The organism is Azotobacter beijerinckii, assembly GCF_900110885.1.
GTDB classification, from domain to species: domain Bacteria; phylum Pseudomonadota; class Gammaproteobacteria; order Pseudomonadales; family Pseudomonadaceae; genus Azotobacter; species Azotobacter beijerinckii.
The window spans coordinates 1-26,356 of the sequence record NZ_FOFJ01000023.1 but is presented as its reverse complement, the minus strand read 5'-3'; the positions used below and the strand labels follow the sequence as shown (position 1 = coordinate 26,356).

Annotated in this window: 28 protein-coding genes and 2 tRNA genes; 16 read left to right on the top strand and 14 right to left on the bottom strand. The window is 67.4% G+C overall.

The genetic code is table 11. The features are described 5' to 3' along the window. Positions 1-179 precede the first annotated feature (179 nt). Together BMY22_RS12935 and BMY22_RS12930 are read left to right on the top strand one after the other, a co-directional pair. Complete coding sequence (locus BMY22_RS12935; RefSeq protein ID WP_090622592.1) at positions 180-761, top strand: TMEM165/GDT1 family protein; 582 nt, start codon at positions 180-182, stop codon at positions 759-761. A 232-nt stretch (positions 762-993) separates the two neighbouring features. Next, positions 994-1,578: a TMEM165/GDT1 family protein gene (locus BMY22_RS12930; RefSeq protein WP_090622591.1), complete on the top strand. Its 585-nt coding sequence runs from the start codon at positions 994-996 to the stop codon at positions 1,576-1,578. A 39-nt stretch (positions 1,579-1,617) separates the two neighbouring features. On the opposite strand, the gene BMY22_RS12925 is transcribed toward BMY22_RS12930, so the two are convergent. The 3 genes from BMY22_RS12925 to BMY22_RS12915 all read right to left on the bottom strand — a co-directional run bounded on the left by BMY22_RS12925 (position 1,618) and on the right by BMY22_RS12915 (position 3,442). Continuing rightward, complete coding sequence (locus tag BMY22_RS12925; protein WP_090622588.1) at positions 1,618-2,439, bottom strand: M48 family metallopeptidase; 822 nt, start codon at positions 2,437-2,439, stop codon at positions 1,618-1,620. A 133-nt stretch (positions 2,440-2,572) separates the two neighbouring features. Continuing rightward, a complete protein-coding gene (locus BMY22_RS12920) occupies positions 2,573-3,190 on the bottom strand; it encodes an SOS response-associated peptidase (RefSeq protein WP_090622585.1) in 618 nt (205 codons plus the stop codon). 69 nt (positions 3,191-3,259) lie between these two features. Then, positions 3,260-3,442 carry a CPXCG motif-containing cysteine-rich protein gene (locus BMY22_RS12915; protein WP_090622582.1) on the bottom strand — a complete coding sequence of 61 codons (183 nt, stop codon included), beginning with the start codon at positions 3,440-3,442 and terminating at the stop codon, positions 3,260-3,262. Between the two features lie 117 nt (positions 3,443-3,559). Between BMY22_RS12915 and BMY22_RS12910 the strand changes: the two genes are divergently transcribed. Beyond that, positions 3,560-4,723, top strand: coding sequence for a 1-acyl-sn-glycerol-3-phosphate acyltransferase (locus BMY22_RS12910; RefSeq protein WP_208599279.1), 1,164 nt, complete (start codon positions 3,560-3,562; stop codon positions 4,721-4,723). A gap of 21 nt (positions 4,724-4,744) precedes the next feature. Here BMY22_RS12910 and BMY22_RS12905 read toward each other — a convergent pair whose 3' ends face one another. After that, positions 4,745-5,026 (bottom strand): hypothetical protein, encoded by a 282-nt coding sequence (locus tag BMY22_RS12905; protein ID WP_090622578.1) that lies wholly within the window; start codon positions 5,024-5,026, stop codon positions 4,745-4,747. 377 nt (positions 5,027-5,403) lie between these two features. Between BMY22_RS12905 and BMY22_RS12900 the strand changes: the two genes are divergently transcribed. Next, positions 5,404-5,586 carry a hypothetical protein gene (locus BMY22_RS12900; protein ID WP_090622576.1) on the top strand — a complete coding sequence of 61 codons (183 nt, stop codon included), beginning with the start codon at positions 5,404-5,406 and terminating at the stop codon, positions 5,584-5,586. A 115-nt stretch (positions 5,587-5,701) separates the two neighbouring features. Here the strand turns inward: BMY22_RS12900 and BMY22_RS12895 are convergent, their stop codons facing one another. Beyond that, positions 5,702-6,289 carry a YajG family lipoprotein gene (locus tag BMY22_RS12895; RefSeq protein WP_090622574.1) on the bottom strand — a complete coding sequence of 196 codons (588 nt, stop codon included), beginning with the start codon at positions 6,287-6,289 and terminating at the stop codon, positions 5,702-5,704. Between the two features lie 778 nt (positions 6,290-7,067). Here BMY22_RS12895 and mqo point away from each other — a divergent pair. After that, positions 7,068-8,612, top strand: coding sequence for a malate dehydrogenase (quinone) (gene mqo, locus BMY22_RS12890; RefSeq protein ID WP_279626364.1), 1,545 nt, complete (start codon positions 7,068-7,070; stop codon positions 8,610-8,612). Positions 8,613-8,675: 63 nt separating this feature from the next. Here mqo and BMY22_RS12885 read toward each other — a convergent pair whose 3' ends face one another. Both BMY22_RS12885 and BMY22_RS12880 read right to left on the bottom strand, forming a co-directional pair. Then, positions 8,676-8,966: a PA4642 family protein gene (locus BMY22_RS12885; protein ID WP_090622570.1), complete on the bottom strand. Its 291-nt coding sequence runs from the start codon at positions 8,964-8,966 to the stop codon at positions 8,676-8,678. A gap of 74 nt (positions 8,967-9,040) precedes the next feature. Further along, positions 9,041-9,598 (bottom strand): hypoxanthine-guanine phosphoribosyltransferase, encoded by a 558-nt coding sequence (locus BMY22_RS12880; protein WP_090622567.1) that lies wholly within the window; start codon positions 9,596-9,598, stop codon positions 9,041-9,043. A 184-nt stretch (positions 9,599-9,782) separates the two neighbouring features. Here BMY22_RS12880 and upp point away from each other — a divergent pair, with 184 nt between their 5' ends. Next, the gene (gene upp / locus BMY22_RS12875) at positions 9,783-10,421 is read left to right on the top strand and encodes a uracil phosphoribosyltransferase (RefSeq protein ID WP_090622566.1); all 639 of its coding nucleotides are present in this window, start codon (positions 9,783-9,785) and stop codon (positions 10,419-10,421) included. Positions 10,422-10,424: 3 nt separating this feature from the next. Here the strand turns inward: upp and hemH are convergent, their stop codons facing one another. Together hemH and BMY22_RS12865 are read right to left on the bottom strand one after the other, a co-directional pair. Continuing rightward, positions 10,425-11,441 (bottom strand): ferrochelatase, encoded by a 1,017-nt coding sequence (gene hemH / locus BMY22_RS12870; protein WP_090622563.1) that lies wholly within the window; start codon positions 11,439-11,441, stop codon positions 10,425-10,427. Beyond that, positions 11,438-12,361, bottom strand: a complete 924-nt coding sequence (locus tag BMY22_RS12865) for a TIGR01777 family oxidoreductase (RefSeq protein WP_167363741.1) — start codon at positions 12,359-12,361, stop codon at positions 11,438-11,440. Before BMY22_RS12865 ends, hemH begins: the two co-directional genes overlap by 4 nt. A gap of 191 nt (positions 12,362-12,552) precedes the next feature. Between BMY22_RS12865 and BMY22_RS12860 the strand changes: the two genes are divergently transcribed. Then, complete coding sequence (locus BMY22_RS12860) at positions 12,553-13,542, top strand: NAD(P)/FAD-dependent oxidoreductase (protein ID WP_090622558.1); 990 nt, start codon at positions 12,553-12,555, stop codon at positions 13,540-13,542. A 303-nt stretch (positions 13,543-13,845) separates the two neighbouring features. Here BMY22_RS12860 and murI read toward each other — a convergent pair whose 3' ends face one another. The 5 genes from murI to hemA form a co-directional block, all read right to left on the bottom strand. Then, positions 13,846-14,640 carry a glutamate racemase gene (murI, locus tag BMY22_RS12855; protein ID WP_090622556.1) on the bottom strand — a complete coding sequence of 265 codons (795 nt, stop codon included), beginning with the start codon at positions 14,638-14,640 and terminating at the stop codon, positions 13,846-13,848. Next, a complete protein-coding gene (locus tag BMY22_RS12850; protein ID WP_090622554.1) occupies positions 14,630-15,388 on the bottom strand; it encodes a molybdopterin-synthase adenylyltransferase MoeB in 759 nt (252 codons plus the stop codon). The genes murI and BMY22_RS12850 overlap by 11 nt, the downstream gene beginning before the upstream one ends. Positions 15,389-15,448: 60 nt before the next feature. After that, a complete protein-coding gene (gene prmC / locus BMY22_RS12845; protein WP_090622550.1) occupies positions 15,449-16,276 on the bottom strand; it encodes a peptide chain release factor N(5)-glutamine methyltransferase in 828 nt (275 codons plus the stop codon). A gap of 112 nt (positions 16,277-16,388) precedes the next feature. Then, on the bottom strand, positions 16,389-17,471 hold the full coding sequence (prfA, locus tag BMY22_RS12840; protein WP_090622548.1) for a peptide chain release factor 1: 1,083 nt from the start codon (positions 17,469-17,471) through the stop codon (positions 16,389-16,391). Continuing rightward, complete coding sequence (hemA, locus tag BMY22_RS12835) at positions 17,468-18,736, bottom strand: glutamyl-tRNA reductase (protein ID WP_090622545.1); 1,269 nt, start codon at positions 18,734-18,736, stop codon at positions 17,468-17,470. Before hemA ends, prfA begins: the two co-directional genes overlap by 4 nt. Positions 18,737-18,911: 175 nt before the next feature. Between hemA and BMY22_RS12830 the strand changes: the two genes are divergently transcribed. The 9 genes from BMY22_RS12830 (at position 18,912) to ychF (ending at position 25,867) form a co-directional block, all read left to right on the top strand. Then, positions 18,912-20,645, top strand: a complete 1,734-nt coding sequence (locus tag BMY22_RS12830) for a tetratricopeptide repeat protein (RefSeq protein WP_208599278.1) — start codon at positions 18,912-18,914, stop codon at positions 20,643-20,645. Positions 20,646-20,648: 3 nt separating this feature from the next. After that, complete coding sequence (gene lolB / locus BMY22_RS12825) at positions 20,649-21,275, top strand: lipoprotein insertase outer membrane protein LolB (protein ID WP_090622544.1); 627 nt, start codon at positions 20,649-20,651, stop codon at positions 21,273-21,275. Positions 21,276-21,280: 5 nt separating this feature from the next. After that, complete coding sequence (gene ispE, locus BMY22_RS12820) at positions 21,281-22,147, top strand: 4-(cytidine 5'-diphospho)-2-C-methyl-D-erythritol kinase (RefSeq protein ID WP_090622542.1); 867 nt, start codon at positions 21,281-21,283, stop codon at positions 22,145-22,147. Between the two features lie 21 nt (positions 22,148-22,168). Further along, positions 22,169-22,243, top strand: a tRNA-Gln gene (locus BMY22_RS12815). A gap of 54 nt (positions 22,244-22,297) precedes the next feature. Further along, positions 22,298-22,372: transfer RNA gene (locus BMY22_RS12810), tRNA-Gln, on the top strand. Between the two features lie 97 nt (positions 22,373-22,469). Further along, positions 22,470-23,411, top strand: coding sequence for a ribose-phosphate pyrophosphokinase (locus tag BMY22_RS12805; protein WP_090622669.1), 942 nt, complete (start codon positions 22,470-22,472; stop codon positions 23,409-23,411). A 104-nt stretch (positions 23,412-23,515) separates the two neighbouring features. Beyond that, complete coding sequence (locus BMY22_RS12800) at positions 23,516-24,103, top strand: 50S ribosomal protein L25/general stress protein Ctc (protein WP_090622540.1); 588 nt, start codon at positions 23,516-23,518, stop codon at positions 24,101-24,103. Between the two features lie 34 nt (positions 24,104-24,137). After that, positions 24,138-24,722, top strand: coding sequence for an aminoacyl-tRNA hydrolase (gene pth, locus BMY22_RS12795; RefSeq protein ID WP_090622537.1), 585 nt, complete (start codon positions 24,138-24,140; stop codon positions 24,720-24,722). A gap of 44 nt (positions 24,723-24,766) precedes the next feature. Then, a complete protein-coding gene (gene ychF / locus BMY22_RS12790; RefSeq protein WP_090622536.1) occupies positions 24,767-25,867 on the top strand; it encodes a redox-regulated ATPase YchF in 1,101 nt (366 codons plus the stop codon). Positions 25,868-26,356: the final 489 nt, after the last annotated feature.

The window sequence follows — 26,356 nt, the reverse complement described above, 5'->3', positions numbered from 1 at the left end:
CGAGCGCCCGCTCGCCCGGCACCCGTCAACATGCTTGGCCCACCGGCCATGGCGGGTGCGACCCCGGCCCGCCATGCAGGCCGCAGGGTTTGACAAGACCCATGACACGTACACCTTACGCAGGGGCGGGGAGGTGCGCGTGTCATGGAAAACTGTCGACCCGCCCCTCTGGAAATCCGATGGAATCCCTCTTCGTCCCCACCCTGATCGTTGCCCTGGCCGAAATCGGCGACAAGACGCAACTGCTCGCCCTGCTCCTCGCCGCCCGCTTTCGCCAGCCCTGGCCGATCATCTGGGGCATCGTCGTCGCCACCCTGGCCAACCACTTCGCCGCCGGCGCGGTCGGCAGCTGGGTCGCCGGCTTCTTCTCGCCCGCCGCACTGAGCACCCTCCTCGCCGTGGCCTTCGCCGCCGTGGCGGCCTGGACGCTGGTTCCGGACAAGCTGGACGACGACGAGGAATCCGCCTTCAAGCGCTACGGTCCCTTCCTCACCACGCTGATCGCCTTCTTCCTCGCCGAGATGGGCGACAAGACGCAGATCGCCACGGTGATGCTGGCCGCCCAGTATCCGCACTTCGTCCTGGTGGTGATGGGCACCACGCTGGGCATGCTGATCGCCAACGTGCCGGTGGTACTGGCCGGCAACTTCGCCGCCGACCGCCTGCCGCTGACCCTGATCCGCCGGATCGCCGCCGCCGGCTTCGCCGCCCTGGCGGTCTATACCGGCTACCAGGCGCTGCGGCTGGCCGGCTGGCTCTAACCCTTTCGTCCAAGGGGGCCGCGCTTGCCCGGCGCGGCCCCCTTGGGCACAATGCCTGCCGTCCTAGGGGAGTTCTCTCCCGCCCGCCCGGGCCTGTCGCCAGGTCCGGCCATGACGCGTGCACTCCAGGCCCGTCGTATTACATGCCGAAGGTATGACACGCGTCCCTCACACCCGGGGCGGGAAGGCGTGCGTGTCCTGGAAGACTGTAGCCCCGCCCCCAGGAAATCCGATGGAATCACTTTTCATCCCCACCCAGATATCCATCCTCGCCGAGATCGGCGACAAGACCCAGCTGCTGGCCATGCTGCTGACCCTGCGCTTTCGCAAGCCCTGGCCAATCGTCTGGGGCATGATCGTCGGCATCCTCTGCAACCACATCCTCGCCGCCGAAATCGGCCACCTGGCCGCCGGCTTCTTTTCGGAAGTCGTGCTGAACGGCATGCTCGCCGCAGCCTTCGCCGCGATCGCCATCTGGACCCTGCTGCCGGACCAGCGCGGCGACGACGACGACTCCCAGCTCAAGCGCTACGGCCCGTTCCTGACCAGCACCATCGCCTTCTTCTTCGCCGAGATGGGCGACAAGACGCAAGTCGCCACCCTGGTGCTGGCCGCGCAATACACCTATCCCTTCTTCGTGGCGGTCGGCACGACGCTGGGTATCGTGATCTCCAACGCGCCGGTGGTGCTGCTGGCCGGCAATTTCGTCGCCCAGAACCTGCCGCTGAAGCTGATCCGCCGGATCGCCGCCCTGGCCTTCATCTGCCTGGCGGTGTATTCGGGCTACGAGACCGCGAAGCTGGCCGGCTGGCTGTAAGCCGGCGGCGCTGCCCCCACGCGGGGGCAGCGCGTCGACTCAGTTGCCGCCCCGGGCCTGCCGGTACAGCGGCATGACCTTGGGAATCGCCGCCTCGAGTGCGGCCGTGCGGTTGCCGGGCGAGGGGTGAGTGCTCATGAACTGCGGGGTGCCGTTGTTGCCCGCCTGGTTCATCTTCTGCCACAGGGTGATCGCCGCGTTCGGGTCGTAGCCGGCGCGGGCGGCCAATTCCAGGCCGATCAGGTCCGCCTCGCTCTCGTTCTCGCGGCTGTTGGGCAGGGTCATGCCGTACTGCACCGCCGTATTCGCCAGGGCCAGCCCCTCCCCCGTCAGACCGAGCAGCGCACCGGCGCTCTGCTCGGCCATCTGCACGCCGTAGGCCTTGGACATCGCCTCGCGACCATGCTCGCGCAGGGCATGGGCGATCTCGTGGCCCATGACCGCAGCGATCTCGTCGTCGCTCAGTTGCAGCCTGTCGATCAGCCCGCTGTAGAAGATGATCTTGCCGCCCGGCCCGCAGCTGGCGTTCAGCTCGTCGCTGTTGATCAGCGCGACCTCCCATTGCCACTGCGCGGCATCGGCGCGGAACTGCGGCGCCTTGGCGATCAGCCGACGGGCGATGGCGTTCAGGCGCTGGGCATTGGCGCTGCCGGTATCCAAAACACCCTTGCTGGTGGCCTCGCTCAACGTCTGCTGATAGGCCTGGGCGTACATCTGGTTGACCTGCTCGGTGGTGAGCATGCTGAACATGTACTGCTTGCGATCCACCCCCACGGCGCCGCCGCTGGTGGTCTGGACGGGCTGACAGCCCGCCAGCAGCAGGGCGGCGGCCAGGCCGGTGAGATAAGACGACTTGCCCATGTGGGTACTCCTGACGAACACGGCCCGTATGCTAGGTCGCCGGCGGAAGGGCGGCAACCGGGGCCGGGAAACGGACGATAGCATTGAGCCGGCCCCGCAGGCGGGGCCGGCAAGTTCCCGCGACACCGCTGGCTCAGGCGGGCGTCAGACACTCCGGGGCATCCAGCCGCGGGTCGTTGACCAGCGTCGCCAGGGCCCGCTCGCGCAGCGCCGGAGCGGGCCGCAGCAACAGCGCCTGCAACTGCTCAGGCGGGGCGGCGGTGTCCAACCAGAACGCTTGCGCGGTTTCGTCGAGGATCAGTGGGCGGCGCTGGCCGGCCACCGCCTGAGTGATCATGGCAACGCTCAGGTAGAGCTGCCCGCCGACCGGATAGGACTCCCAGACTGCCGCGAAATAAAGCAGCGATGCCTCGCCGGTCAACCAGTAGGGGCGCTTGCGCGCGCCGCCGCGCCACTCGTAGAAGCCGTTGGCCGGCAGCAGGCAGCGGCGCAGGCGGAAGGCCTCGCGGAACATCGGCTGCTCGGCCAGGGTTTCCGCCCGGGCATGGGCCGGGGCGCGCGACAGGTCGGTCAGCCAGGCCGGGGTCAGCCCCCAGCGCGCCAGCGCCGCCTCCCGCGTGCCGGCCGCGCCGCGCAGCATCAGCACCCGGGCCGCCGGGGCGAGGTTCCAGTGCGGCGCCAGGTCTGCGGGAAATCCGGGCAGGGACGCCAGGGCCGGCGGCCAGCGAAACAGGGCGTAGCGTCCACTCATGGCGGCAAGGACTCGGGGCAGGATTGGCCAAGGCGTCGGTCATTGTAGCGGCGCCGCCCCGCCCACGCCTCACTCGTCCTCCCGGCGAACCTCCAGGGTCCAGTCGATGCCATCGGTATGCAGCTCGAAGAGCAGCGGCCGGCAGCACACCGGGCAGTCCTCGATGTACTGCCGGTCGCCGGCGGAGAGATCGAGCAGCGCCTCGACCGTCTCGCCGCAACAGGGACATTGATAGCTCTGCGTTTCCAGCATCGTGGAGTCTCCCGAGTTGTCGCTATAATGCAGCGCCGATTTTTCCCCGCGACAGGAGGCGCAGGCCTGCGCCTCCGCCTCCTTTTTTATCTACCCAGTCCTGATCAAGAGCACATGATGGGCGAATTCGATGCCATCCGACCCTATGCCGACGCCGAAGTCCCTGCAGTCCTGCAACGGCTGATCGCCGACGCCGACTTCCTCGACATCCTTACCCGCTTTCGCTTTCCGCGCCTGGCCGGACCGCTCGGCTGGCTGCTCAAGCCGCTCATCGCCCTGCGCCTGCGCGCCGAGTTCGCCCACATCGACGGCGTCGCGGCGCTGCAGACGAAGGTCGAAACCTATGTCGACCACACCATCGAGCGCGCCACGGACGGCGTGACCTACAGCGGCGTCGAACAGCTCAAGCCCGGCAAGGCCTGTCTCTTTCTCGCCAACCACCGCGACATCGTGATGGACCCGGCCTTCGTCAACTATGCGATCTACCATGCCGGCATGCGCACGCCGCGCATCGCCATCGGCGACAACCTGCTGCAGAAGCCCTTCGTCAGCGACCTGATGCGCCTGAACAAGAGCTTCATCGTGCACCGTTCGCTGAGCGGCCGGCGGGAGAAGCTCGCCGCCTACCAGTTGCTCTCCGCCTACATCAACCATTCGATCCGCGTAGAGGGCGAGTCGATCTGGATCGCCCAGGCCGAGGGCCGCGCCAAGGACGGCGACGACCGTACCGATTCGGCGATCCTCAAGATGTTCCACATGAGCTGCAAGGACGAGCCCTTCGCCAACGTGGTGAAGGCCCTCAACCTGATTCCCGTGTCGATCAGCTACGAATACGACCCCTGCGACCAGGCCAAGGCCCGCGAACTGTACATCCGCGCCAGCACCGGCAGCTATACCAAGGCGCCGGGCGAGGACGACCAGAGCATCGCCCTCGGCATCACCGGCTACAAGGGACGGGTGCACATCCACTTCGGCGCGCCGCTGGAGACGCCTCCGGAGGAGGCCAAGCAGCTCGCCGCGGAGATCGACCGGCAGATCCTCGGCAACTACCGGCTTTTCCCGGTCCACTACCTGGCCTACGCCATGTACGCCGGGCGCGACCCTCAACTGCAGGTGCCGGAAGCGGCGCAGCTGTTTCCCGCCGAGGAGGTCGCCCGCGCCGAAACGGAGTGGCAGAAGCGCCTGGCCGCCTGTCCGGAGGAGCAGCGGCCCTATCTGCTCCTGCAATACGCCAACCCGGTGCGCAACCAGTACCGGGTCAGGGCCGGCCTGCCCCTGTAGGTGCGGCGACGCCGCACCCCGTCAGAACTGGGTGCTGCTCCAGGAGAGGAGCAGCGCCAGCAACAGGGTGCCGGCGCCGAAGCGGTAGAAGAAGCGGTTGACCTGCCCGGTCGCCGCCTCCAGCGCCCAGCTCCCCTCCTCGTCCAGCTGCCCCTCGCCGGCCAGGCGCGCCAGGGCACGCTGCTCGCGGAGACGGGTGGCGATCAGCAGCCAGCTCCCGGCGAGGGCAAAAAACAGGGCCACGGCATTCAGCAGCAGTGACGGGGGGAGCGGCAACGGGAACTCAAGGGCCGGCAATAACATCGAAACCTCCGCATCGGCGAGGTGCACGGAAAAGCCGCGCGCACCGCAACTGGGAAAAACGGACTGCTCTCCGGTAGGCCGAAAGCGCCAGCATCCGCTGCAGCGGACGGGAAAACCCCCAATCACAGAGCGGCCTGGCAGCCTCCATGGCCCCCGCGGGGGCGACTGGCCGGCACCTTGCATGAAGCCTTGGCGCAGACAGAGAAGACTCGGACACATTCTACTCAAGCGGAGCGCCTTATAAGCGCTGCTTTCGACCAAATGCCCAATGAGTCCTCGAAGTTCTGACTCCGTCGGGAAACGGTCATCCGGCCACCCTAAAGTCCGAAGTCCAGCCCAGACGGCAAGGCACCCGAATCAGCCACGGAGGAACCGACATGCAACACGCTGAATCCCTTGAGCGTTCGACCGATTTGCAGGATGACCCGGAAGAGAGAATCGGCCTGGACTTCTGCGTCCACGACCAACACTGGCTGGACTACTGTCGGCTGGGCGGCCACGAGCACTACGAACTGCCCACCGCCAAACGACCCAAGCGACGCTACGCCACAGCTGCCTGACAGAACGAAGGCGCTTGACCCGGGCGCCTCCGGGGCGGCCGCCGCAATCGGCTCCAGCCCCCCCCGAAGGCGAGCCCGGCTCCGACCTGCGGACCCGGCGGCACGCCCCCCCGCCTCAACGCCCCAGCAGCAGCTGGCCGATGGCCGGATCCTTGAACGCACGGGTCAGCGCATCGCTGAGCACGTTCTCGATCAACTGGGTGTTGGTCTGCTGGTTCGGCGCCATGCCGAAACGCTGGTTCAGCGAAGCACCATAGCGACCGCTGTAGCGGCGCCCGGCATTCTGCACATCGACCCGGAAGGTGGCCCCGATATCGGCCTCGGTGACATACATCCCCTGCTTCGGCGACTGGTATTTCAGCTCGGCCAGGGTCAGGGTCAGCTGCGGCGCGTTGTAGGCATTCGGCGACGGAGTGAAGCCGAGCAGACGCACCGCCGTTTCGGCCTGGGTCTGCAGCCTGGGCAGCACGTCCTGCCCGCGCACGACGATCATACTGGTTTCCGGATACAGCCCACCGCGGGTGCCCAGGTTCGGCGAGGCGCGTCCGTCGACCACCCGCACGACGACGGGCTGGCCACTGCCGACCGCGGCGAGCGGCGCGTTGAGCTTGGGCTCGGGGACGATTTGTTGCGGGCTGAGGGCACAGCCGGCCAAGCCCAGGCCGGCAACGGCGATCAGGCCAAGCAACAGACGATGCAGCATGCTTGATTCTCCATGAGTGCGCGAAGGAAACGCAGTATAGCGACAGCGGCTCCCCCCCGCAGCCAACGCCGCACCCCCTGAGCACAACCCCGCTCCAGGCCCCGGGAAGCCTGGAATAAAACTAAAGCCAAAGGGCCAACTCTGCCGATTTGACGGTATACTCGACCCCCGATTATAAGGTCGCCTCCTGATCGGGCATCGTCATGCACAGCCGTGCAGCGCCATATATGGCAGGACTTTCCCCAGCCAGAGAGTCGCCCAGCCGCCGCCAAGGTTGGCACTGGTTTTACTTCGCCCATCGCGCAGAACACTTTCGCTTGCAAGGACGCGGCGCGTCTCGTCACGCCTCGGGGTATCGGCGTGCCGGAGACAACGACTAGCATGGTTCACGCCTCCAAAAGAGCGTGACAATACGGTTTTTTCACTACTTCAAAAGAGTGTGGCGAGCAATGAACGACTATGCGTCCCGAGCGAACATTGATGCTCCTTCGCCCATCGACAATCCACTGACCGAGAGATCGGGGTCTACCCGCTAGGGCCGGCCGAATGGATGCCTCGACGAGAGTCGCTGACTGCCGGAGCGGCAACCCGCCCGCTTTCCCGACAGCCATTTCAGGTATCCCGTGTGAGCACGGCCGAGCGTTCGGCAGGTGCCCGTCAAGGAACAACGGATAACAGGCCGACCGGGCGGCCGGGGCATCCTCGCGGTGCAACGGCGCAGCCAGATGCCTGAGGAACAGGCGCAACAAGGTCGTACTGCCAATTTGGTGTTGCAGATTTGGAGGCGTTAATGGCGCAGAAAAACTACGAAGTCGATGTGGTGCTGGTCGGCGCCGGCATCATGAGCGCGACACTGGGCGTGCTGCTGAAGGAACTCGATCCCGGCATCAAGCTGGAAATCATCGAGATGCAGGACTCCGATGCCCTGGAAAGTTCCAACCCCTGGAACAACGCCGGCACCGGACATGCCGGCCTGTGCGAGCTGAACTACACCCCGCAGGCAGCCGATGGCTCGGTCAAGGCGCAGAAGGCCGTCGAGATCAATGCCAAGTTCGAGGTTTCCAAGCAGTTCTGGGCCTACCTGCTGGAGCAGGGCACCTTCGGCTCGGCACAGTCCTTCATCAACCCCGTTCCGCACCTAAGCTTCGTGCGCGGCGAGAAGGACATCGGCTTCCTCAAGACACGCTTCGAGGCACTGAAGACGCACCACTGCTTCGCCGACATGGAATACACCGAGGACCAGGCGACCCTCAACGAGTGGATTCCGCTGATGATGGCCGGCCGCGCCCCGAACGAGCGCATGGCCGCGACCCGCTCTCAGGGCGGCACCGACGTCAACTTCGGCGCCCTGACCGGCCAGTTGCTGCAGCACCTGACCAGCAAGCCCGAGGTCACGGTGAGCTACGACCACAAGGTCACCGGCCTCGAGCGCGACGGCAGCGGCTGGAAAGTCACCGTCAAGGACAGCAAGACCGGCGAGAGCCGCGGCATCAAAGCCGGCTTCGTGTTCCTCGGTGCCGGCGGCGGCGCCCTGCCCCTCCTGCAGATGTCCGACATCCCGGAAGGCCACGGCTACGGCGGCTTCCCGGTCAGCGGCCAGTGGCTGCGCTGCGACAACCCCGAGGTGGTCAAGCAGCACCAGGCCAAGGTCTACAGCCTGGCCGCAGTCGGCGCGCCGCCGATGTCGGTGCCGCACCTCGACACCCGCGTGGTGGACGGCAAGAAGTCCCTGCTGTTCGGACCCTACGCCGGCTTCACCACCAAGTTCCTCAAGCGCGGCTCCTTCCTCGACCTGCCCCTGTCGATCCGCCCGAGCAACATCCTCCCGATGCTCGCGGTGGCGCGCGACAACATGGACCTGACCCGCTACCTGATCAAGGAAGTGAAGCAGTCCATGGGCGACCGCCTGGAAACCCTGCGCGGCTTCTACCCCGAGCTCAATCCCCAGGACTGGCGCCTGGAAATCGCCGGCCAGCGCGTGCAGATCATCAAGAAGGATGCCGAGCGCGGCGGCAAGCTGGAGTTCGGTACCGAGATCGTCGCGGCCCAGGACGGCAGCATCGCCGCGCTGCTGGGCGCCTCGCCGGGTGCTTCGGTTTCCGTGTCGGCCATGCTCGACCTGATGCAGCGCTGCTTCGCCGAGCGGATGAAGTCCGAACAGTGGGTCGCCCGCCTCAAGGAGATCTTCAAGGCCTCGGCCAAGGATCTGCAAGAGAGCCCCGAGCTGTACCGCAGCGTCCAGGCCTCCTCGAACCAGCGCCTGGGTCTGGCTTCCGCCGCTCCGTCCAAGGCTGCGCCCGCCGCCGCCAACGCCGATAGCTGAGCAGGCTGCCGGCCATGAAAAAACCGCCTTCGGGCGGTTTTTTCGTTTCCGGACGCTCGCCAGTCAGTGCCGGACGGCCCGCACGATCTCGATGTAAGGCTCGGCGAGACGCTGGTCCTGGATCAGCGCGACGAAGTCGCGGCCCTGGGCGTCCTGCGCCGCGAGGTCGTAGCCGGCCTCGACGAAGAAGCCCACGAAGCGCTCGAAGTCGTCCACCCGCAGCCCCCGGTAGGCCTTGACCAGCTTGTGCAGGGAAGGCGGCGTGGCGTCCGCCGGCTCGAGGGCGAGGAACAGGCGGATCTTCTCCTCGCTGATTTCCTCGCCGATCACCTGCTTCTTGTCTTTCTTGCGCATATCTCGCTCCATTGACCGATCCGAAGGGGGCGGCAGTTTAGCCCCGGCACCCGCCGCACTCAACGTGCGGCGCCCTACAGCCCCTTGACCGCATAGATGCCGGCAGCGTTGCGCCAGTAGCCCTTGTAGTCCATGCCGTAGCCGAACACATAGCGGTCCTCGCAGCTCAGTCCGGCATAGTCGGCCTTGAGGTCGGGCGCGGCCTTGCGCTGGTGCCGCTTGTCGACCAGCACCGCGGTATGCACAGCACTGGCGCCCTCGTGGCGGCAGAAGTCGACGATTGCCGCCAGGGTATGCCCCTCGTCGAGAATGTCGTCGACGATCAGCACGTCGCGGTCGATGAAGGAGATTTCCGGCTTGGCCTTCCAGAACAGGTCGCCGCCGCGGGTCTCGTTGCGGTAGCGGGTGGCGTGCAGGTAGGACAGCTCCAGGGGGAAGTCCAGCAGCGGCAGCAGCTTGCCGGCGAAGACCAGCCCGCCGTTCATCACGCAGAACACCACCGGGTTGCGCTCAGCCAGCTCGGCGTTGATCGCCGCGGCGACGCGCCCGATCGCCGCCTCGACTTCGGCATGGTTGAACAGACAGTCGGCCTCCGCCATGACTTGACGGATATGGGCGAGATCGACGGACATGGCATTTTCCTCAGGTGGATGGAGCGCTGAAGGCCCGCCGCAGCGGCCCGGCCCCGGCAATCGGGAGCGGAAACGTTACCCAGCCCCCCCGCCGCGGGCAAGTCCCGCCGCAGCGCTGCCCATTCATTCTCCGCCGGGCCGGTGTTTTAATTCAGGCAACATCCCTGAGCGCCGGAGCCCATTCATGCCCATCCACGAAATCCGCCACCCCCTGATCCGCCACAAGCTCGGCCTGATGCGCCGCGCCGACATCAGCACCAAGAGCTTCCGCGAGCTGGCCCAGGAGGTCGGCGCCCTGCTGACCTACGAAGCCACCCAGGACCTGCCCCTCGAGAGCTGCGAGATCGAGGGCTGGTGCGGTCCGGTCGAGGTCGAGAAGATCGCCGGCAAGAAGATCACCGTGGTGCCCATCCTGCGCGCTGGCATCGGCATGCTCGACGGCGTGCTGCGGCTGATCCCCAGCGCCAAAGTCAGCGTGGTCGGCCTGTCGCGAAACGAAGAAACCCTGGTCGCACACACCTACGTGGAAAAGCTGGTGGGCGAGATCGACCAGCGCCTGGCGCTGATCGTCGATCCCATGCTCGCCACCGGCGGCTCCATGATCGCCACCATCGACCTGCTGAAGAAGGCCGGCTGCAAGGAGATCCGCGCCCTGGTGCTGGTCGCCGCGCCGGAGGGCATCCGCCAGCTGGAACAGGCCCATCCCGACGTGACCATCTATACCGCGGCCATCGACCAGCGCCTCAACGAACACGGCTACATCATCCCCGGCCTCGGCGATGCCGGCGACAAGGTGTTCGGCACCAAGCAGAAGCCGAGCTGAGGCTTAGCCCGGCGTGCGGCAAAGCTGCGCCAGCGCGACCGCCCACGCCGGGTGGTCGTTGAGGCAGGGCACCAGCTGCAGGTCCTCGCCGCCGGCGGCGCGAAACTGCTCGCGGCCGCGCTGGCCGATTTCCTCCAGGGTCTCGATGCAGTCGGTGACGAACGCCGGACACATCACCAGGAGCTTCTTCACCCCCCGCGCGGCCAGCACGTCGAGGTGTTCCTCGGTGTAGGGGCCGATCCATTTGGCGCGACCCAGGCGCGACTGGAAGGACACCGACCACTGCGCCTCGCCCAGCCCCATCTGCCGGGCGAACCCTTCGGCACTCCGCAGGCACTGTGCCCGGTAGCAGCGCGCGAGCACTTCCGGCGGCGCCTGCCGGCAGCAGTCGGCGCCGCCCAGGCAGTGCCTGCCGCTCGGGTCGGCCTTGCGCAGGTGCCGCTCCGGCAGGCCGTGAAAACTCAGCAGCAGATGGTCGAAGCCCTGCTGCAGGTGGGGCCTGGCGCTCTCGACCAGGGCCGCGAGGTACTCCGGCTGCCCGTAGAAGGGCGCCAGTACCTCCAGCTCCAGCTCCAGACCGCTCGCGCGCAGTACCCGCCGCGTCTCCTCCAGGACGGTGGTCACGGTACTGTCGGCGAACTGCGGATAGAGCGGCGCCAGGGTCACCCGGCGCACGCCCCCTTCCGCCAGCCGGTTCAGCGCCGCCTCGATGGACAAGCTGCCATAGCGCATCGCCAGCTCCACCGGCCCCTCGTGCCAATGGGCCTGCACCGCCTCCTGCAGGCGACGACTGAGGGCGATCAGCGGCGATCCCTCCGGCCACCAGATCGAGGCATAGGCATGCGCCGACTGCTCCGGCCGCTTGCGCAGGATCAGCGAGACCAAGAGGCGCCGCAGCGGCCAGGGCAGGTCGATCACGTAGGGGTCCATGAGGAACTGGTCGAGGTAGCGGCGCACGTCGGCTACTTCGGGAGAGTCGGGCGAACCCAGGTTGACCAGCAACAGCGCGTGATCGGTCATGCGGCATCCTTGATGATTCGGTCGCCGCCCAGCAGATCGGCCAGGGCGGCATCCAGGTCGGTGAAGCGGAACACGAAGCCGGCCTCGCAAAGACGCCTCGGCACGGCGCGCTGGCCGCCGAGCAGCAGCCCGGCCAGCTCGCCGAGGCCCAGGCGCAGGGCGAAGGCCGGCGCCGGCAGCAGCGCCGGACGGTGCAGCACACGGCCCAGGGCGCGGGCGAACTCGCCGTTGCGCACCGGCTTCGGCGCGCAGGCATTATAGGGACCCTGCGCATCTTCCCGACGCAGGAGAAAGTCGATCAGCGCGACCTGATCGGCGATATGCACCCAGGGCAGCCACTGCCGGCCGTTGCCGATCGGCCCGCCGAGGCCCAGACGGAACACCGGCAGCAGGCGCTGGAGAAAGCCGCCGTCGGGCGCCAGCACCACCCCGCTGCGCAGCAGCACCACGCGCATGCCCAGCTCCTCGGCGCGCCGCGCCGAATCCTCCCAGGCGCCGCACAACTGGCTGGCGAAATCCCCGCCGACCGGCCCCATGTCCTCATGCAGCTCGCGCTCGCCGCCATCGCCGTACCAGCCCACCGCCGAGCCGGAGATCAGCACCCGCGGCCGCTGCAGGCGCGTCTGCAGCCAGCCCACCAACTGCTCGGTCAGGGTGATCCGGCTGGCCCAGAGCAGGGCCTTGCGCTTGCGCGTCCAGGGCCGGTCGGCGATGGGCGCGCCGGCCAGGTTGACCACCGCATCCAGCGTCTCGCCGTCCAGCTCCTCAAGCCGTCCGATGCCCCGCACCGAATTCCCGCAAAGGCCGGGAACCCGCCCCGGCGAGCGGCTCCACACCGTCAGCCGGTGTCCCTCGGCACTCCACTGGCGACACAGGGAACGCCCCATCAATCCGGTACCGCCAGTCAGCAAAATATGCATTGCCCTCTCCTCGCATTGCCCAATGGCACGCATGGCCCTACTTTGAATTTATGACGCTTTTACGCTTTCGCACTCCCGGATTTAGGAGTACAGATGAAGGAGCGCCAACCGTTGTGATCTGCGCCGGGCGTACAGGTACGGAACGGGGAATTCGTCCAGGGCGCACCTGCTGAAGGGGTACGAGGTAAACCATGACTTTTCCTATTGCCATCATTGGCACGGGTATCGCGGGGCTCTCCGCGGCGGGGGCACTGCACGCGGCGGGACTCGAGGTCCAGCTGTTCGACAAGGGCCGCGGCAGTGGTGGCCGCATGGCCAGCAAGCGCACCGAGGTCGGCACCCTCGACCTGGGGGCCCAGTACTTCACCTGCCGCGACCGCCGCTTCGCCGAGGCGGTCCAGCAATGGCGCAGCCACGGCTGGGTCGCCGAATGGCAGCCCAGCCTCTACGACTCCGCCAACGGCCTGTTGCGCCCGTCCCAGGACGAGCAGATCCGCTGGATCGGCACGCCGCGCATGAGCGCACTGACCCGCGGCCTGCTCGGCGACCTGCCGGTGCGCTTCTCCTGCCAGATCACCGAAGTCTTCCACGGCACGCAGCACTGGATGCTGCAGGATGCCGGCGGCAACGCCTACGGCCCGTTCAGCCAGGTGGTGGTGGCCACCCCGCCGCCCCAGGCGGCGCAGTTGCTGGCGGCCGCACCGAAGCTGGCCAGCAGCGTGGCCGGCGTGGCGATGGAGCCGAACTGGGCGGTGGCCCTGTCCTTCGAGCAGGCGCTGGACACCCCGGTGGATGGCTGTTTCATCCAGGACAGTCCCCTCGAATGGGTGTCGCGCAACCGCGGCAAGCCCGGTCGCGCCAGCCAGCCGGACACCTGGGTGCTGCAGGCCAGCAGCCGCTGGACCCGGCAGCATCTCGACCTCGCCAAGGGGCCGGTCGTCGAGCAGTTGTACGGCGCCTTCGCCGAGATGATCGGCTGCACCGTGCCGCAACCGACCTTCACCCTCGCCCACCGCTGGCTCTACGGCCGGCCGGTCGGCACCCACGGCTGGGGCGCCCTGGCCGACTCCAGCCTGGGCCTCTACGCCTGCGGCGACTGGTGCCTGTCCGGTCGCGTCGAAGGCGCCTGGCTGAGCGGCCAGGAAGCTGCCCGCAAACTGCTGCAGCACCGCGCGAACTGAACACCGCGTTACTCCCGCACGATATCTGCCCGACGGCCACCGCACGGCGGCCGTCACCGATGCCAGCCAGACCCCGACCACTCCACCGCGCAACCGTGCTGCCTCCATGCCCCGCGCCTCCCCGGCACCGACCGCCAACAGCTGAACAAAACCAGATCACGTACAAGGATATGCCCAAATCGGGCCGACACTTATACAAATCCAACTTAATGTACAGATATTGGCGCCTGCCTGCCCGGCGGGCAGTCGCGCGCCTCAAGGATCGCAAAGACTCGCCCCGCTGCAGCTGAACGGGCGACGGCCTCAGCCGCCGGGCAGCGCCTCGACTACCGCGGCCGCCCCCCACAGCCGCGGCAGCACCCGCGCCAGCTCGGCGGGATCGCCGCTCGACCAGAAGCGCGCCTCGGCGGGTCCGGCGGCCAGCAGTTCGCCGGCCTGCAGCAAGCGCTCGAGCTGGCGCGCCACCGCGGCACCGGTGTCGATCAGGCTGACCGACTCCGGCACCAGCTGGCGCAGCAGCGGCCTGACGAAGGGGTAATGGGTGCAGCCGAGGATCAGGGTGTCGCAGCCCTCGGCCAGCAGCGGCGCGACCAGGCCCCGGAGCAACTCGCGGGTCTGCGGTCCGTCCAGCTCGCCGGCCTCGATCAACTCCACCAGGCCGGGACAGGGCTGGGTGATCACCCGCACGTCGCCGGCGAAGCGGTCGAGCAGCGCGGCGAAGCGGGCACTCTTCAGCGTTCCGGTGGTCGCCAGCACGCCGACCCGGCCGCTGCGGGTGGCCGCCGCCGCCGGCTTCACCGCCGGCTCCATGCCGACCACCGGCAGCTCGGGATGCAGCTCGCGCAGCTCGGCCACCGCCGCCGCGGTGGCGGTGTTGCAGGCCAGCACCAGCGCCTTGGCACCCCGCTCGAGGAGAAAGGCGGCGATCGTCCGGCAGCGCGCGCGGATGTATTCGGGACTCTTCTCGCCGTAGGGCACATGACCGCTGTCGGCGACGTAGAGCAGGGATTCGCCGGGCAACCGGGCGCGGATCTCACCGAGCACCGACAACCCGCCGACCCCGGAGTCGAAGACGCCGACCGGCGCCTCACTGGCCATGCCGCCCTCCACACACCGGGCACTGCGGATCGCGCCGCACGCGCAGCTCGCGGAAGCGGCTGGCCAGCGCATCGACCAGCAGCAGGCGACCGACCAAGGGCTCGCCGAAGCCGGCCAACAGCTTGAGTGCCTCCAGGGCCTGCAGGCTGCCGACCAGACCGACCAGCGGGCCGACCACCCCAGCCTCGCTGCAGGTCAACTCGGCCTCGCTGCCGTGACCGTAGAGGCAGTGGTAACAAGGGCTATCGTCGCGGCGCGGGTCGAACACCGAGAGCTGGCCCTCGAGGCGGATCGCCGCGCCGCTGACCAGCGGCTTGCCGGCGGCCACGCAGGCGGCGTTGACCGCCTCGCGGGTGGCGAAGTTGTCGCTGCAGTCGAGCACCAGGTCCACCGCTGCCACCGCTGAGGCCAGCGAGTCGGCGTCCAGGGCGCCGCGCAGCGGGTGCAGGACGACCTCGGGATTGAGCGCCGCCAGCCGGGCCAGCGCCGAATCCACCTTGGACTGGCCGACGCTCGGCGTGTCGTGCAGGACCTGGCGCTGCAGGTTGGTCAGGTCCACGCTGTCGAAGTCCGCCAGATGCAGCTCGCCGACCCCCGCCGCCGCCAGGTAGAGCGCCACCGGCGAGCCCAGCCCGCCGAGGCCGACGATCAGCGCGCGGCTCTGCTTCAGGCGCAGTTGGCCGTCCACGTCGATCTGCGGCAGGAGGATCTGGCGGCTGTAGCGCAGCAGTTCTTGATCACTGAGCATGGGGATGTCCTGGCAAGAAAGGGGAAAACTTGATCGGCGGGCAGCAGGCCTCTGTGCGGCTCACGGCAGCCGTCCCAGGCTGATGCGCTCGTGGCCGCCGAGGTCGCGGCGGCTGTGCACCTCGCCGAAACCGCCGGCCGCCAGCAGCGCGCGCACCGCGCCGGCCTGCTCGAAGCCGTGCTCGAGCAGCAGCCAACCGCCGGCGGCGAGATGGTCGGGCGCCGCGGCGACGATCCGGCGGATGTCGTCCAGCCCGTCGGCCCCCGCCACCAGCGCGCTGGCCGGCTCGAAGCGCAGGTCGCCCAGCACCAGATGCGGATCGTCGGCGGCGATGTACGGCGGATTGCTGGCGATCAGCTCGAAACGCCGGCCATCCAGCGCGGAAAACCAGTCGCTCTGCAGGAACGCGGAGTTGCCCAGCCCCAGCCGCCGGCGGTTGCGCTCGGCCAGCTCGACCGCCTCGGCGACCCGGTCGACGCCGGTCAGCCGCCAGGCCGGGCGCTCCGCCGCCAGCGCCAGGGCGATAGCCCCCGTGCCGGTGCCGAGGTCGAGCACCGCGGCCGGCGTTGCCGGCAGCAGCGCCAGGGCGGTCTCCACCAGCAGCTCGGTGTCCGGGCGGGGAATCAGGGTCGCCGGCGCCACCTCCAGATCGAGGCTCCAGAAGCCCTGGCGACCGAGGATGTAGGCCACCGGCTCGCCGGCCCGGCGGCGCGCCAGGTCGGCGGCGAAGCGCGCGGCCACCTCGGCGGGCACCTCGCGCTCGGGCCAGGTGCGCAGGTAGCTGGCCGGCTTGCCCAGCGCCGCGGCGAGCAGCCACTCGGCGTCCAGCCGCGGGCTCGGCGAGTCGGGCAGCTCGGCACTGTTCAGCAGATTCTCGATGGTCGGCATGCGTCGATTCCGTAGGCGTCGTAGGGCGGGTGAAACACGCCGGCAATGACAAAGGCCCGAGGCAAGGGTCTGCTCCGCAATGGCGGGTTACACCCGCCCTACGGGAAGAAGATCAATCGCCCAGGGCGGCCAGCTGGTCGGCCTGGTATTCGCTGAGCAGCGGCTCGATCACCGCGTCCACGCCGCCGGCCATGACTTCGTCGAGGGCATAGAGGGTCAGGTTGATGCGGTGGTCGGTGACCCGCCCCTGGGGGAAGTTGTAGGTGCGGATGCGTTCGGAACGGTCGCCCGAGCCGACCAGCAGCTTGCGGGTTTCGGAGATTTCCTTGTGCGCGGCGGCGTCCTGGCGGTCCTGCAGCTTGGCCGCCAGCCAGGCCATGGCCTTGGCGCGGTTCTTGTGCTGCGAGCGCTCTTCCTGGCACTCGACGACGATGCCGGTGGGCAGGTGGGTGATGCGGATCGCCGAATCGGTCTTGTTGACGTGCTGGCCGCCGGCGCCGGAGGAGCGGTAGGTGTCGACGCGCAGCTCGGCCGGGTTGATCTCGATCACCGCCTGCTCGTCGGGCTCCGGCAGGACCGCGACGGTGCACGCCGAGGTGTGGATGCGGCCCTGGGATTCGGTTTCCGGCACGCGCTGCACGCGATGGGCGCCGGACTCGAACTTCAGCTTGCCGTAGACGTGCTCACCCTCGACGCGGGTGATGATCTCCTTGTAGCCGCCGTGCTCGCCGGGGTTCTCCGAGAGGATCTCGAGGCGCCAGCCCTGCTTCTCGGCATAGCGCGAATACATCCGGAACAGGTCGCCGGAGAAGATCGCCGCCTCGTCGCCGCCGGTGCCGGCGCGGATCTCCAGGAACACGTTGCGCCCGTCGTTGGGGTCCTTGGGCAGCAGCATGCGCTGCAGGCGGTCCTCCAGGCCGACCAGCCGCTCGCGCGCCTCGGCCACCTCCTCGGCGGCCATCTCGCGCAGGTCCGGGTCGCTGTCCTTGAGCAGCGCCTGGGCACCCGCCAAGTCGTCCTGCACCTTGCGGAATTCGCGGTAGGCGGCGACCACCGGTTCGACCTCGGCATATTCCCTGGAATAGGCGCGGAACTTGGTCTGTTCGGCGATCACCTCGGCGTCGCCGAGCAGCGCAGTGAGTTCCTCGTAGCGGTCGTGGAGCAGGTCCAGTTTGTTCAGCAGGGAAGCTTTCATCGTTTCGACTCACCCTCATCGAGGGCAAAGAGCTCCTGGGCCACGGCCAGCGCATCGAAGCGGCCGTCGGCGGAAAGTTTCTTCAGCTGCACGCTGGGCGCGTGCAGCAGCTTGTTGGTCAGCCCGCGCGCCAGGGTGGCAGCCACCTCCAGCGGATCGGAACCATTGGCCAGCAGGCGCTGGGCCTTGGCCAGCTCCTCGTCGCGCAGGCGCTCGGCCTGCTGGCGGTAGGCCTTGAGCACATCCACCGCGGCCAGCTCGCGCAGGCGCAGCATGAAATCGTCGGCACCGGTGGCGACCAGTTCCTCCGCCGCCCTCGCCGCGCCCTGGCGGCTTTTCAGGTTTTCCTCGATGACCTCGTGCAGGTCGTCGACGCTGTACAGGTAGACGTCGTCCAGTTCGCCTACCTCCGGCTCGATGTCGCGCGGCACGGCGATGTCGACCATGAACATCGGCTTGTGCTTGCGCTGCTTCAGCGCGCGCTCCACCGCGCCCTTGCCGAGGATCGGCAGCTGGCTGGCGGTGGAGCTGATGACGATGTCGCTGCCCGCCAGCTCCTGGCCGATGTCGGCGAGCATGATCGCCTGGCCGCCGACCTGCTCGGCGAGGAGCCGGCCGCGCTCCAGGGTGCGGTTGGCGACGACGATGCGTCGCACGCCCTGTTCGTGCAGGTGGCGGGCGACCAGGGTGATGGTTTCGCCGGCGCCGATCAGCAGCGCCTGACTGCGCTGCAAATCGCTGAAGATCTGCTTGGCCAGGCTGACCGCGGCGAAGGCCACCGACACCGGGTTCTCGCCGATCGCGGTGTCGGTGCGTACCGCCTTGGCGGTGCTGAAGGTGGCCTGGAATAGCCGGCCGAGCAACGGGCCGACGGTGCCGGCCTCGCGCGCCACGGCATAGGCGGTCTTCATCTGGCCGAGGATCTGCGGCTCGCCGAGTACCAGGGAGTCGAGCCCCGAGGCGACCCGCATCATGTGACGCACCGCGGACTCGTCCTGATGCACGTAGGCGCAGGCGCGCAGCTCGTCCAGGCTCAGCCGGTGGTAGTCGGCCAGCCATTGCAGCACCGCATCGACCCCCGGACTATCCTGCTCCAGGTAGAGTTCGCTGCGGTTGCAGGTGGAGAGGATCGCCGCCTCGCGGCTGTCGGTATGCCGGCAGAGCTGCTGCAGCGCCTCGGCGAGCTGCGCGGGAGTGAACGCCACACGCTCGCGGATATCCACCGAGGCGGTCTTGTGGTTGATACCGAGGGCGATGAATGCCATTCAGGTGCGCAGGTCCGAACAGGGGAAGCACGCGATTGTCCTACTTCGCCAGATGGAGGACAACCTCCGCCCGCCTGCCCCGCGCCCCTCCGGCCGCCGTAGCCATGGGCTTGACCGGCGGCTTGTGTCATGATGCCTCCCACTTTCCGGTGCAACCATCGCCTTCCCTTCCCCTATGAATAAAATCTTCGCCTCGCTGGCCGTCATGATGTTTCTCGGCGGCTGCCAAAGCCTCTCCCAGCCGGGCAGCAGACCGCCGGCGAAAGAAGAGGCCGCGCCGCGTCCTGCCCCGGCCAGTCCGCCGCCGCAGCCGGTCGCCTCGTTCAGCGAAGAAACCCTCTACAGCCTGCTGGTCGCCGAACTGGCCGGGCAACGCAACCGTTTCGACATCGCCCTGGACAACTACGCCGAACAGGCCAGGGTCACCCGGGACCCCGGCGTCGCCGAGCGGGCCTTCCGCATCGCCGAATACCTCGGTGCCGACCAGGCCGCCCTGGAGAGCGTGCTGATCTGGGCCGACAACGCCCCGGCCAACCTCGACGCGCAGCGTGCCGCCGCCATCCAGCTGGCGCGCAGCGGCCGCTACGACGACTCGATGCGCTACATGGAGAAGGTCCTGCAGGCCCAGGGCGACACCCATTTCGACTTCCTCGCCCTGGCCGCCGCGGAAAGCGACCCGGAAACCCGCGCCGGACTGCTGCAGAGCTTCGACCGGCTGCTTGCCAAGTCGCCGGAGAACGGCCAGCTGCTGTTCGGCAAGGCGCTGCTGCTGCAGCAGGACAACCGGCCCGAGGAGGCCCTCAAACTGCTCGAGAAGCACCCGGCGAGCGAGCAGGAAATCGCCCCGCTGCTGCTGCGCGTGCGCTTGCTGCAGTCCCTGGAGCGCGGCGACGAGGCGCTCGCCCTGCTCAAGAAGGGCATGCGCCAGCACCCCGACGACAAGCGCCTGCGCCTGACCTACGCCCGCCTGCTGGTCGAGCAGGAGCGCCTCGACGACGCCAAGGACGAGTTCGCCGCCCTGGTCGAGCAGTTTCCCGAGGACGACGACCTGCGCCTGTCCATGGCGCTGGTCTGCCTGGAAGCCAAGGCCTGGGACGAGGCGGCGGTCTACCTCCAGGAGCTGATCGAGCGCGGCAGCTACGTGGATGCCGCGCACTACCAGCTGGGCCGCGTCTACGAGGAGCGCGAGGACCCGGAGAGCGCGCTGATCGAATACGGCCTGGTCGGCCCCGGCAACCACTACCTGCCGGCGCAACTGCGCCAGACCGAGATCCTCTTCGAGCACGGCCGCATCGCGGAGGCTTCGACGCGCCTGGCGCGCTCCCGCGACAGCCAGCCGGACTACGCCCTGCAGCTCTACCTGATCGAGGCCGAGGCGCTGACCAACCGCGAACGCCTCGACGAAGCCTGGAAGGTCATCGAGCGCGCCCTGCGGCAGTTCCCGGACGACCTCAACCTGCTCTACACTCGCGCCATGCTGGCCGAGAAGCGCGGCGACCTGGCCCAGCTGGAGCGCGACCTGCGCTTCATCATCGGGCGCGAGCCGGACAACGCCATGGCCCTGAACGCCCTCGGCTACACCCTGGCCGACCGCACCACCCGCTATGCCGAAGCCAAGGCGCTGATCGAAAAGGCCCACCAGCTGAACCCGGACGACCCGTCGATCCTCGACAGCCTTGGCTGGGTGCATTTCCGCCTGGGCGAACTGGGCGAGGCCGAGCGCCTGCTGCGCCAGGCTGCCGAACGCGTCTCCGACCACGAGATCGCCGCCCACCTGGGCGAGGTGCTCTGGGCCCGCGGCAAGCAACGCGAAGCCCGCAAGGTCTGGGCCAAGGCCCTCGAAGAGCAGCCCGACAGCGCCATCCTGCGCAGCACGCTGCTGCGCCTGACCGGATCCGAGACGTTCTGAGCCATGCCCTCCCCGCTGCGTCGCTACACCCTCCTCTTCGCCCTGCTCGCCCTGCTCTCCGGTTGTGCCGGCCTGACCTCTCGGGAAGCCCTCGAGGGTCAGGGCGATCCCGAGCGCTGGCAGGCCCACAAGCGCGAGATCGGCGCCCTCGACGCCTGGCAGATCAGCGGCAAGGTCGGCATCCAGTCGCCCCGCGAATCCGGCAGCGGCACCCTGTTCTGGCTGCAACGCCAGGACTACTACGACATCCGCCTGTCCGGCCCGCTCGGCCGCGGCGCGGCGCGTCTGACCGGCCGCCCCGGCAGCATCCAGCTGGAGGTCGCCGGCCAGGGTCGCTACCAGGCCGAATCGCCGGAGGCCCTGCTCGAGCAACAACTCGGCTGGCGCCTGCCGGTCTCCCACCTGCTCTGGTGGGTGCGCGGCCTGCCGGCCCCCGGCAGCCGCAGCCAGCTCACCCTCGACGGCGACAGCCGCCTGGCCCGGCTGCGCCAGGACGGCTGGCAGGTCGAATACCAGAGCTACGCCGAGCGCAACGGCTACTGGCTGCCGGAGCGCCTGAAGCTATACGGCCAGGACCTGGTCGTCACCCTCGTAATCAAGGACTGGCAACCACGCCGACTGGGACTCTGAACGTCATGCAACACGCCCAACTGATTCTGCCGGCACCGGCCAAACTCAACCTGATGCTGCACATCCTCGGCCGTCGCGCCGACGGCTATCACGAGCTGCAGACCCTGTTCCAGTTCCTCGACCACGGCGACGAGCTGGGCTTTGCCGTGCGCGAGGACGGCGAGATCCGCCTGCACACCGAGATTCCCGGGGTTCCCCACGACGGCAACCTGATCGTCCGCGCCGCACGCCAGCTGCAGCGCCAGAGCGGCTGCCGGCTGGGCGCCGACATCTGGCTGGAGAAACGCCTGCCGATGGGCGGCGGCATCGGCGGCGGCAGCTCCGACGCGGCGACCACCCTGCTCGCCCTCGACCGCCTCTGGCAACTGGGCTGGAGCGAGGATCGCCTGGCCGAGCTGGGCCTCGCCCTGGGCGCCGACGTGCCGGTCTTCGTGCGCGGTCGCGCCGCGTTCGCCGAGGGTGTCGGCGAACGCCTGCAGCCGGTCGAGCTGGAGGAGCCGTGGTTCCTCGTCGTGGCGCCGCAAGTCACTGTCAGCACAGCAGAAATTTTTTCCGACCCGGAGTTGACACGCAATACACCGGCCATTACAGTTCGCAGCCTCCTTGCCGGAGGCGGTCGTAACGATTGCCAACCGGTCGTCGAGAAGCGCTACGCGGAAGTGCGTAACGCTTTGAACTGGCTGAACAAATTCGTTCCCGCCAGAATGACCGGCACTGGGGCTTGCGTGTTTGGGAGCTTCCCAAACCGGGACGATGCTGATAAAGTCGCCCGCCAACTTCCAGTGACCATGCCGGGTTTCGTCGCCCAGGGTCGCAACGTGTCCATGTTGCACCGCAGGCTAGAAGCGCTGGCGCGGGGAGTGAATGCCTAGCATTCGATGGTTGTGTGCTACAGGGGCGTCGCCAAGCGGTAAGGCAGCAGGTTTTGATCCTGCCATGCGTTGGTTCGAATCCAGCCGCCCCTGCCATCTCCTTCCCAAGATGCGCACACGCCGACCGGGCATTCAAGGATGTAACGCCACAGGGGCGTCGCCAAGCGGTAAGGCAGCAGGTTTTGATCCTGCCATGCGTTGGTTCGAATCCAGCCGCCCCTGCCATATTCCAGGAAGCTGTTCAAAAATGCCGCAATTACGCCGCCTTTTTGAGCAGCTTTTTAATTTCATCGGGTCCACCCTCAGCCGGCAGGTACTGCGCGTGTCCAAGATGATGGTCTTTACGGGGAATGCCAACCCCGATCTGGCGCGTCGCGTCGTACGTCAGCTGCATATTCCCCTCGGCGATGCCTCCGTAGGCAAGTTCTCCGACGGCGAAATCAGCGTTGAAATCAACGAGAACGTCCGCGGCAAGGACGTCTTCCTGATTCAACCGACTTGCGCGCCGACCAACGACAACCTCATGGAGCTGGTGGTGATGGCCGACGCCTTCCGCCGCTCCTCCGCCTCGCGGATCACCGCGGTCATCCCCTACTTCGGCTATGCCCGCCAGGACCGCCGTCCGCGCTCCGCCCGCGTGGCGATCAGCGCCAAGGTGGTGGCCGACATGCTCGATGTGGTCGGCGTCAACCGCGTGCTCACCGTCGATCTGCATGCCGACCAGATCCAGGGCTTCTTCGACATCCCAGTGGACAATATCTACGGCTCGCCGGTACTGGTCGACGATATCCAGGCCCAGCGCTTCGAGAACCTGATGATCGTCTCCCCGGACATCGGCGGCGTGGTGCGTGCGCGCGCCGTCGCCAAGTCCCTGGGCGTGGATCTGGCGATCATCGACAAGCGCCGGCCGAAGGCCAACCAGTCGGAAGTCATGCACATCATCGGCGACGTGGAAGGCCGTACCTGCCTGCTGGTCGACGACATGGTCGACACCGCCGGTACCCTCTGCCACGCGGCCAAGGCCCTCAAGGACCACGGCGCCGCCAAGGTATACGCCTACTGCACCCATCCGGTGCTGTCCGGGCGCGCCATCGAGAACCTCGAGAACTCGGTGATGGACGAGCTGGTGGTGACCAACACCATTCCGCTCTCCGCCGCGGCCCAAGCCTGCCCACGCATCCGCCAGCTGGACATCGCTCCGGTGGTCGCCGAAGCGGTGCGCCGCATCAGCAACGAAGAATCCATCAGCGCCATGTTCCGCTGAGGAACCGGCGCCGATACAACCGCCCCGCCCCGCGCGGGGCCTCAACAACCGCCCGAACGCTGGTCGCAAGCGTTTCGGGCGCGTTGTCATTCTGGAGAACTGCAATGACCGATTTTGCCCTGAATGCCGACGTGCGTTCCGACCTGGGGAAAGGTGCGAGCCGCCGCCTGCGTCGTAACGCCAACCTGATTCCCGCCGTGATCTACGGCGGCGACAAGGCTCCGCAGTCCATCAGCCTGCTGGCCAAGGACGTCGCCAAGCTGATCGAAGACGAAGCCGCCTTCAGCCACGTGATCGCCCTGAACGTCGCCGGCACCACCGAAACCGTGCTGATCAAGGCCCTGCAGCGCCACCCGGCGAAGAGCTTCGTCCTGCACGCCGACTTCGTGCGCGTCGTCGCCGACCACAAGCTGACCGCCCACGTGCCGCTGCACTTCATCAACGCCGAAACCGCCGATGCCGTGAAGCTGCAGGGTGGAGAAGTCTCCCACACCATGTCCGAAGTGGAAGTCTCCTGCCTGCCGCAAAACCTGCCGGAATTCATCGAAGTCGACCTGGCCAAGGTCGCCATCGGCCAGACCGTGCACCTGTCCGACCTGACCGTTCCGGCCGGCGTCGAGCTGGTGGCCCTGGCCCACGGCAACGATCTGGCTATCGCCAACATCCACGCTTCCCGCGTGCAAGGCGAATAAGTCACTCGTTGACTGAACCAAGAGAGCCCCTGTCGTGACTGCCATTCAACTGATCGTTGGCCTGGGAAACCCCGGTCCCGAATACGAACAGACCCGGCACAACGCAGGGGCTCTTTTCGTCGAGCGCGTCGCGTCCGCCCAGGGCGTCAACCTCGCGGTCGACAAGAAGTACTTCGGCCTGGTCGGCAAGTTCAGCCATCAGGGCCGCGACGTTCGTCTGCTCATTCCCACCACCTATATGAACCGCAGCGGCCAGTCCGTGGCGGCGCTGGCGAATTTCTTCCGCATTCCGCCGGCGGCCATCCTGGTGGCCCACGACGAACTCGACATGCCTCCCGGCACCGCCAGGCTCAAGCTGGGCGGCGGCCACGGCGGGCACAACGGGCTTCGGGACATCATCGCCCAGCTCGGCAACCAGAATTCCTTTTATCGCCTGCGGCTCGGCATCGGCCACCCCGGCGACAAGAATCTCGTCTCCGGCTTCGTCCTCGGCCGGGCTCCGCGCAGCGAACAGGAAAAGCTCGAGGCGAGCATCGACTTCGCCCTCGGCGCGCTGCCGGACATGCTCGCCGGCGACTGGACCAAGGCCATGCAGAAACTGCACAGCCAGAAAGCCTGACGCCTCCTCTCCACGACCGAACTCATCTCCGCGAGGGACACACCATGGGATTCAACTGCGGCATCGTCGGCCTGCCCAACGTCGGCAAGTCCACCCTGTTCAACGCCCTGACCAAATCCGGCATCGCCGCGGAGAACTTCCCGTTCTGCACCATCGAGCCGAACAGCGGCATCGTGCCGATGCCCGACGCGCGCCTCGACGCTCTGGCCGAGATCGTCAAGCCCGAACGCGTGCTGCCGACCACCATGGAGTTCGTCGACATCGCCGGCCTGGTGGCGGGCGCCTCCAAGGGCGAGGGCCTGGGCAACAAGTTCCTCGCCAACATCCGCGAGACCGACGCCATCGCCCACGTGGTGCGCTGCTTCGAGGACGACAACGTGATCCACGTGTCCAACTCGGTCGATCCCAAGCGCGACATCGAGATCATCGACCTCGAGCTGATCTTCGCCGACCTCGACAGCTGCGAGAAGCAGCTGCAGAAGGTCGCGCGCAACGCCAAGGGCGGCGACAAGGACGCCCTCGCCCAGAAAGCCCTGCTGGAAAAGCTGATCCCGCACTTCGCCGAAGGCAAGCCGGCGCGCACCCTGATGAAGAACATGAGCAGCGATGAAAAGGCCCTGATCAAGGGCTTCCACCTGCTCACCAGCAAGCCGGTGATGTACATCGCCAACGTCGCCGAGGACGGCTTCGAGAACAACCCGCACCTCGACGTGGTGAAAGCCATCGCCGAGGAGGAAGGCGCCCTCGTGGTGCCGGTGTGCAACAAGATCGAAGCGGAAATCGCCGAGCTGGACGACGGCGAGGAGAAGGACATGTTCCTCGAATCCCTCGGCCTCGAGGAGCCCGGCCTCAACCGGGTGATCCGCGCCGGTTACCAGCTCCTGAACCTGCAGACCTACTTCACCGCCGGGGTCAAGGAAGTCCGCGCCTGGACCGTCAAGGTCGGCGCCACCGCGCCGCAGGCCGCCGCGGTGATCCACACCGACTTCGAGAAGGGCTTCATCCGCGCCGAGGTCATCGCCTACGACGACTTCATCCAGTACAAGGGCGAGGCCGGCGCCAAGGAAGCCGGCAAATGGCGCCTGGAAGGCAAGGACTACATCGTGAAAGATGGCGACGTGATGCACTTCCGGTTCAACGTCTGACCAGACTCTGCTGAACATCGATAGTCCGTACCCCCGTACTCACATAGTGATACGGGGGTTTTCTTATCCAGCAATGTCTATAGCATGGCGCTCGCTATTGCTCGGTTGGCACGCTGCGCGAACTGAGCTCCGCCATCAACTCAGTGGATCGCCGTGATCAGACTGCATCGATTCTGCTGTGCCTCCACGGCGACTGTGCGGATTGGGATCTCGGCCATCCTCGCTTCCGGGAACAGGTACTGGCCTGGGCGCCATTGCCGAGCGACTCAAGGTCCGCCTCGGCATTGCTGATCCGGCTTTGTTAAGCGCCGAGCAAAAGGAAACCCTGGCACTGCTTGCACGTTTGGGTGTTGAGCTACTCGAGCTGGATGCCGCAAATCTGCAAGCTCCCCACCTAGTGTTATGACACATCTAAATCTGCGTCATGCATAATGTCGGCATGGAACATTACAGAATCATCCTCAGTCCTCAAGAAAGAGCGCGGTTGCA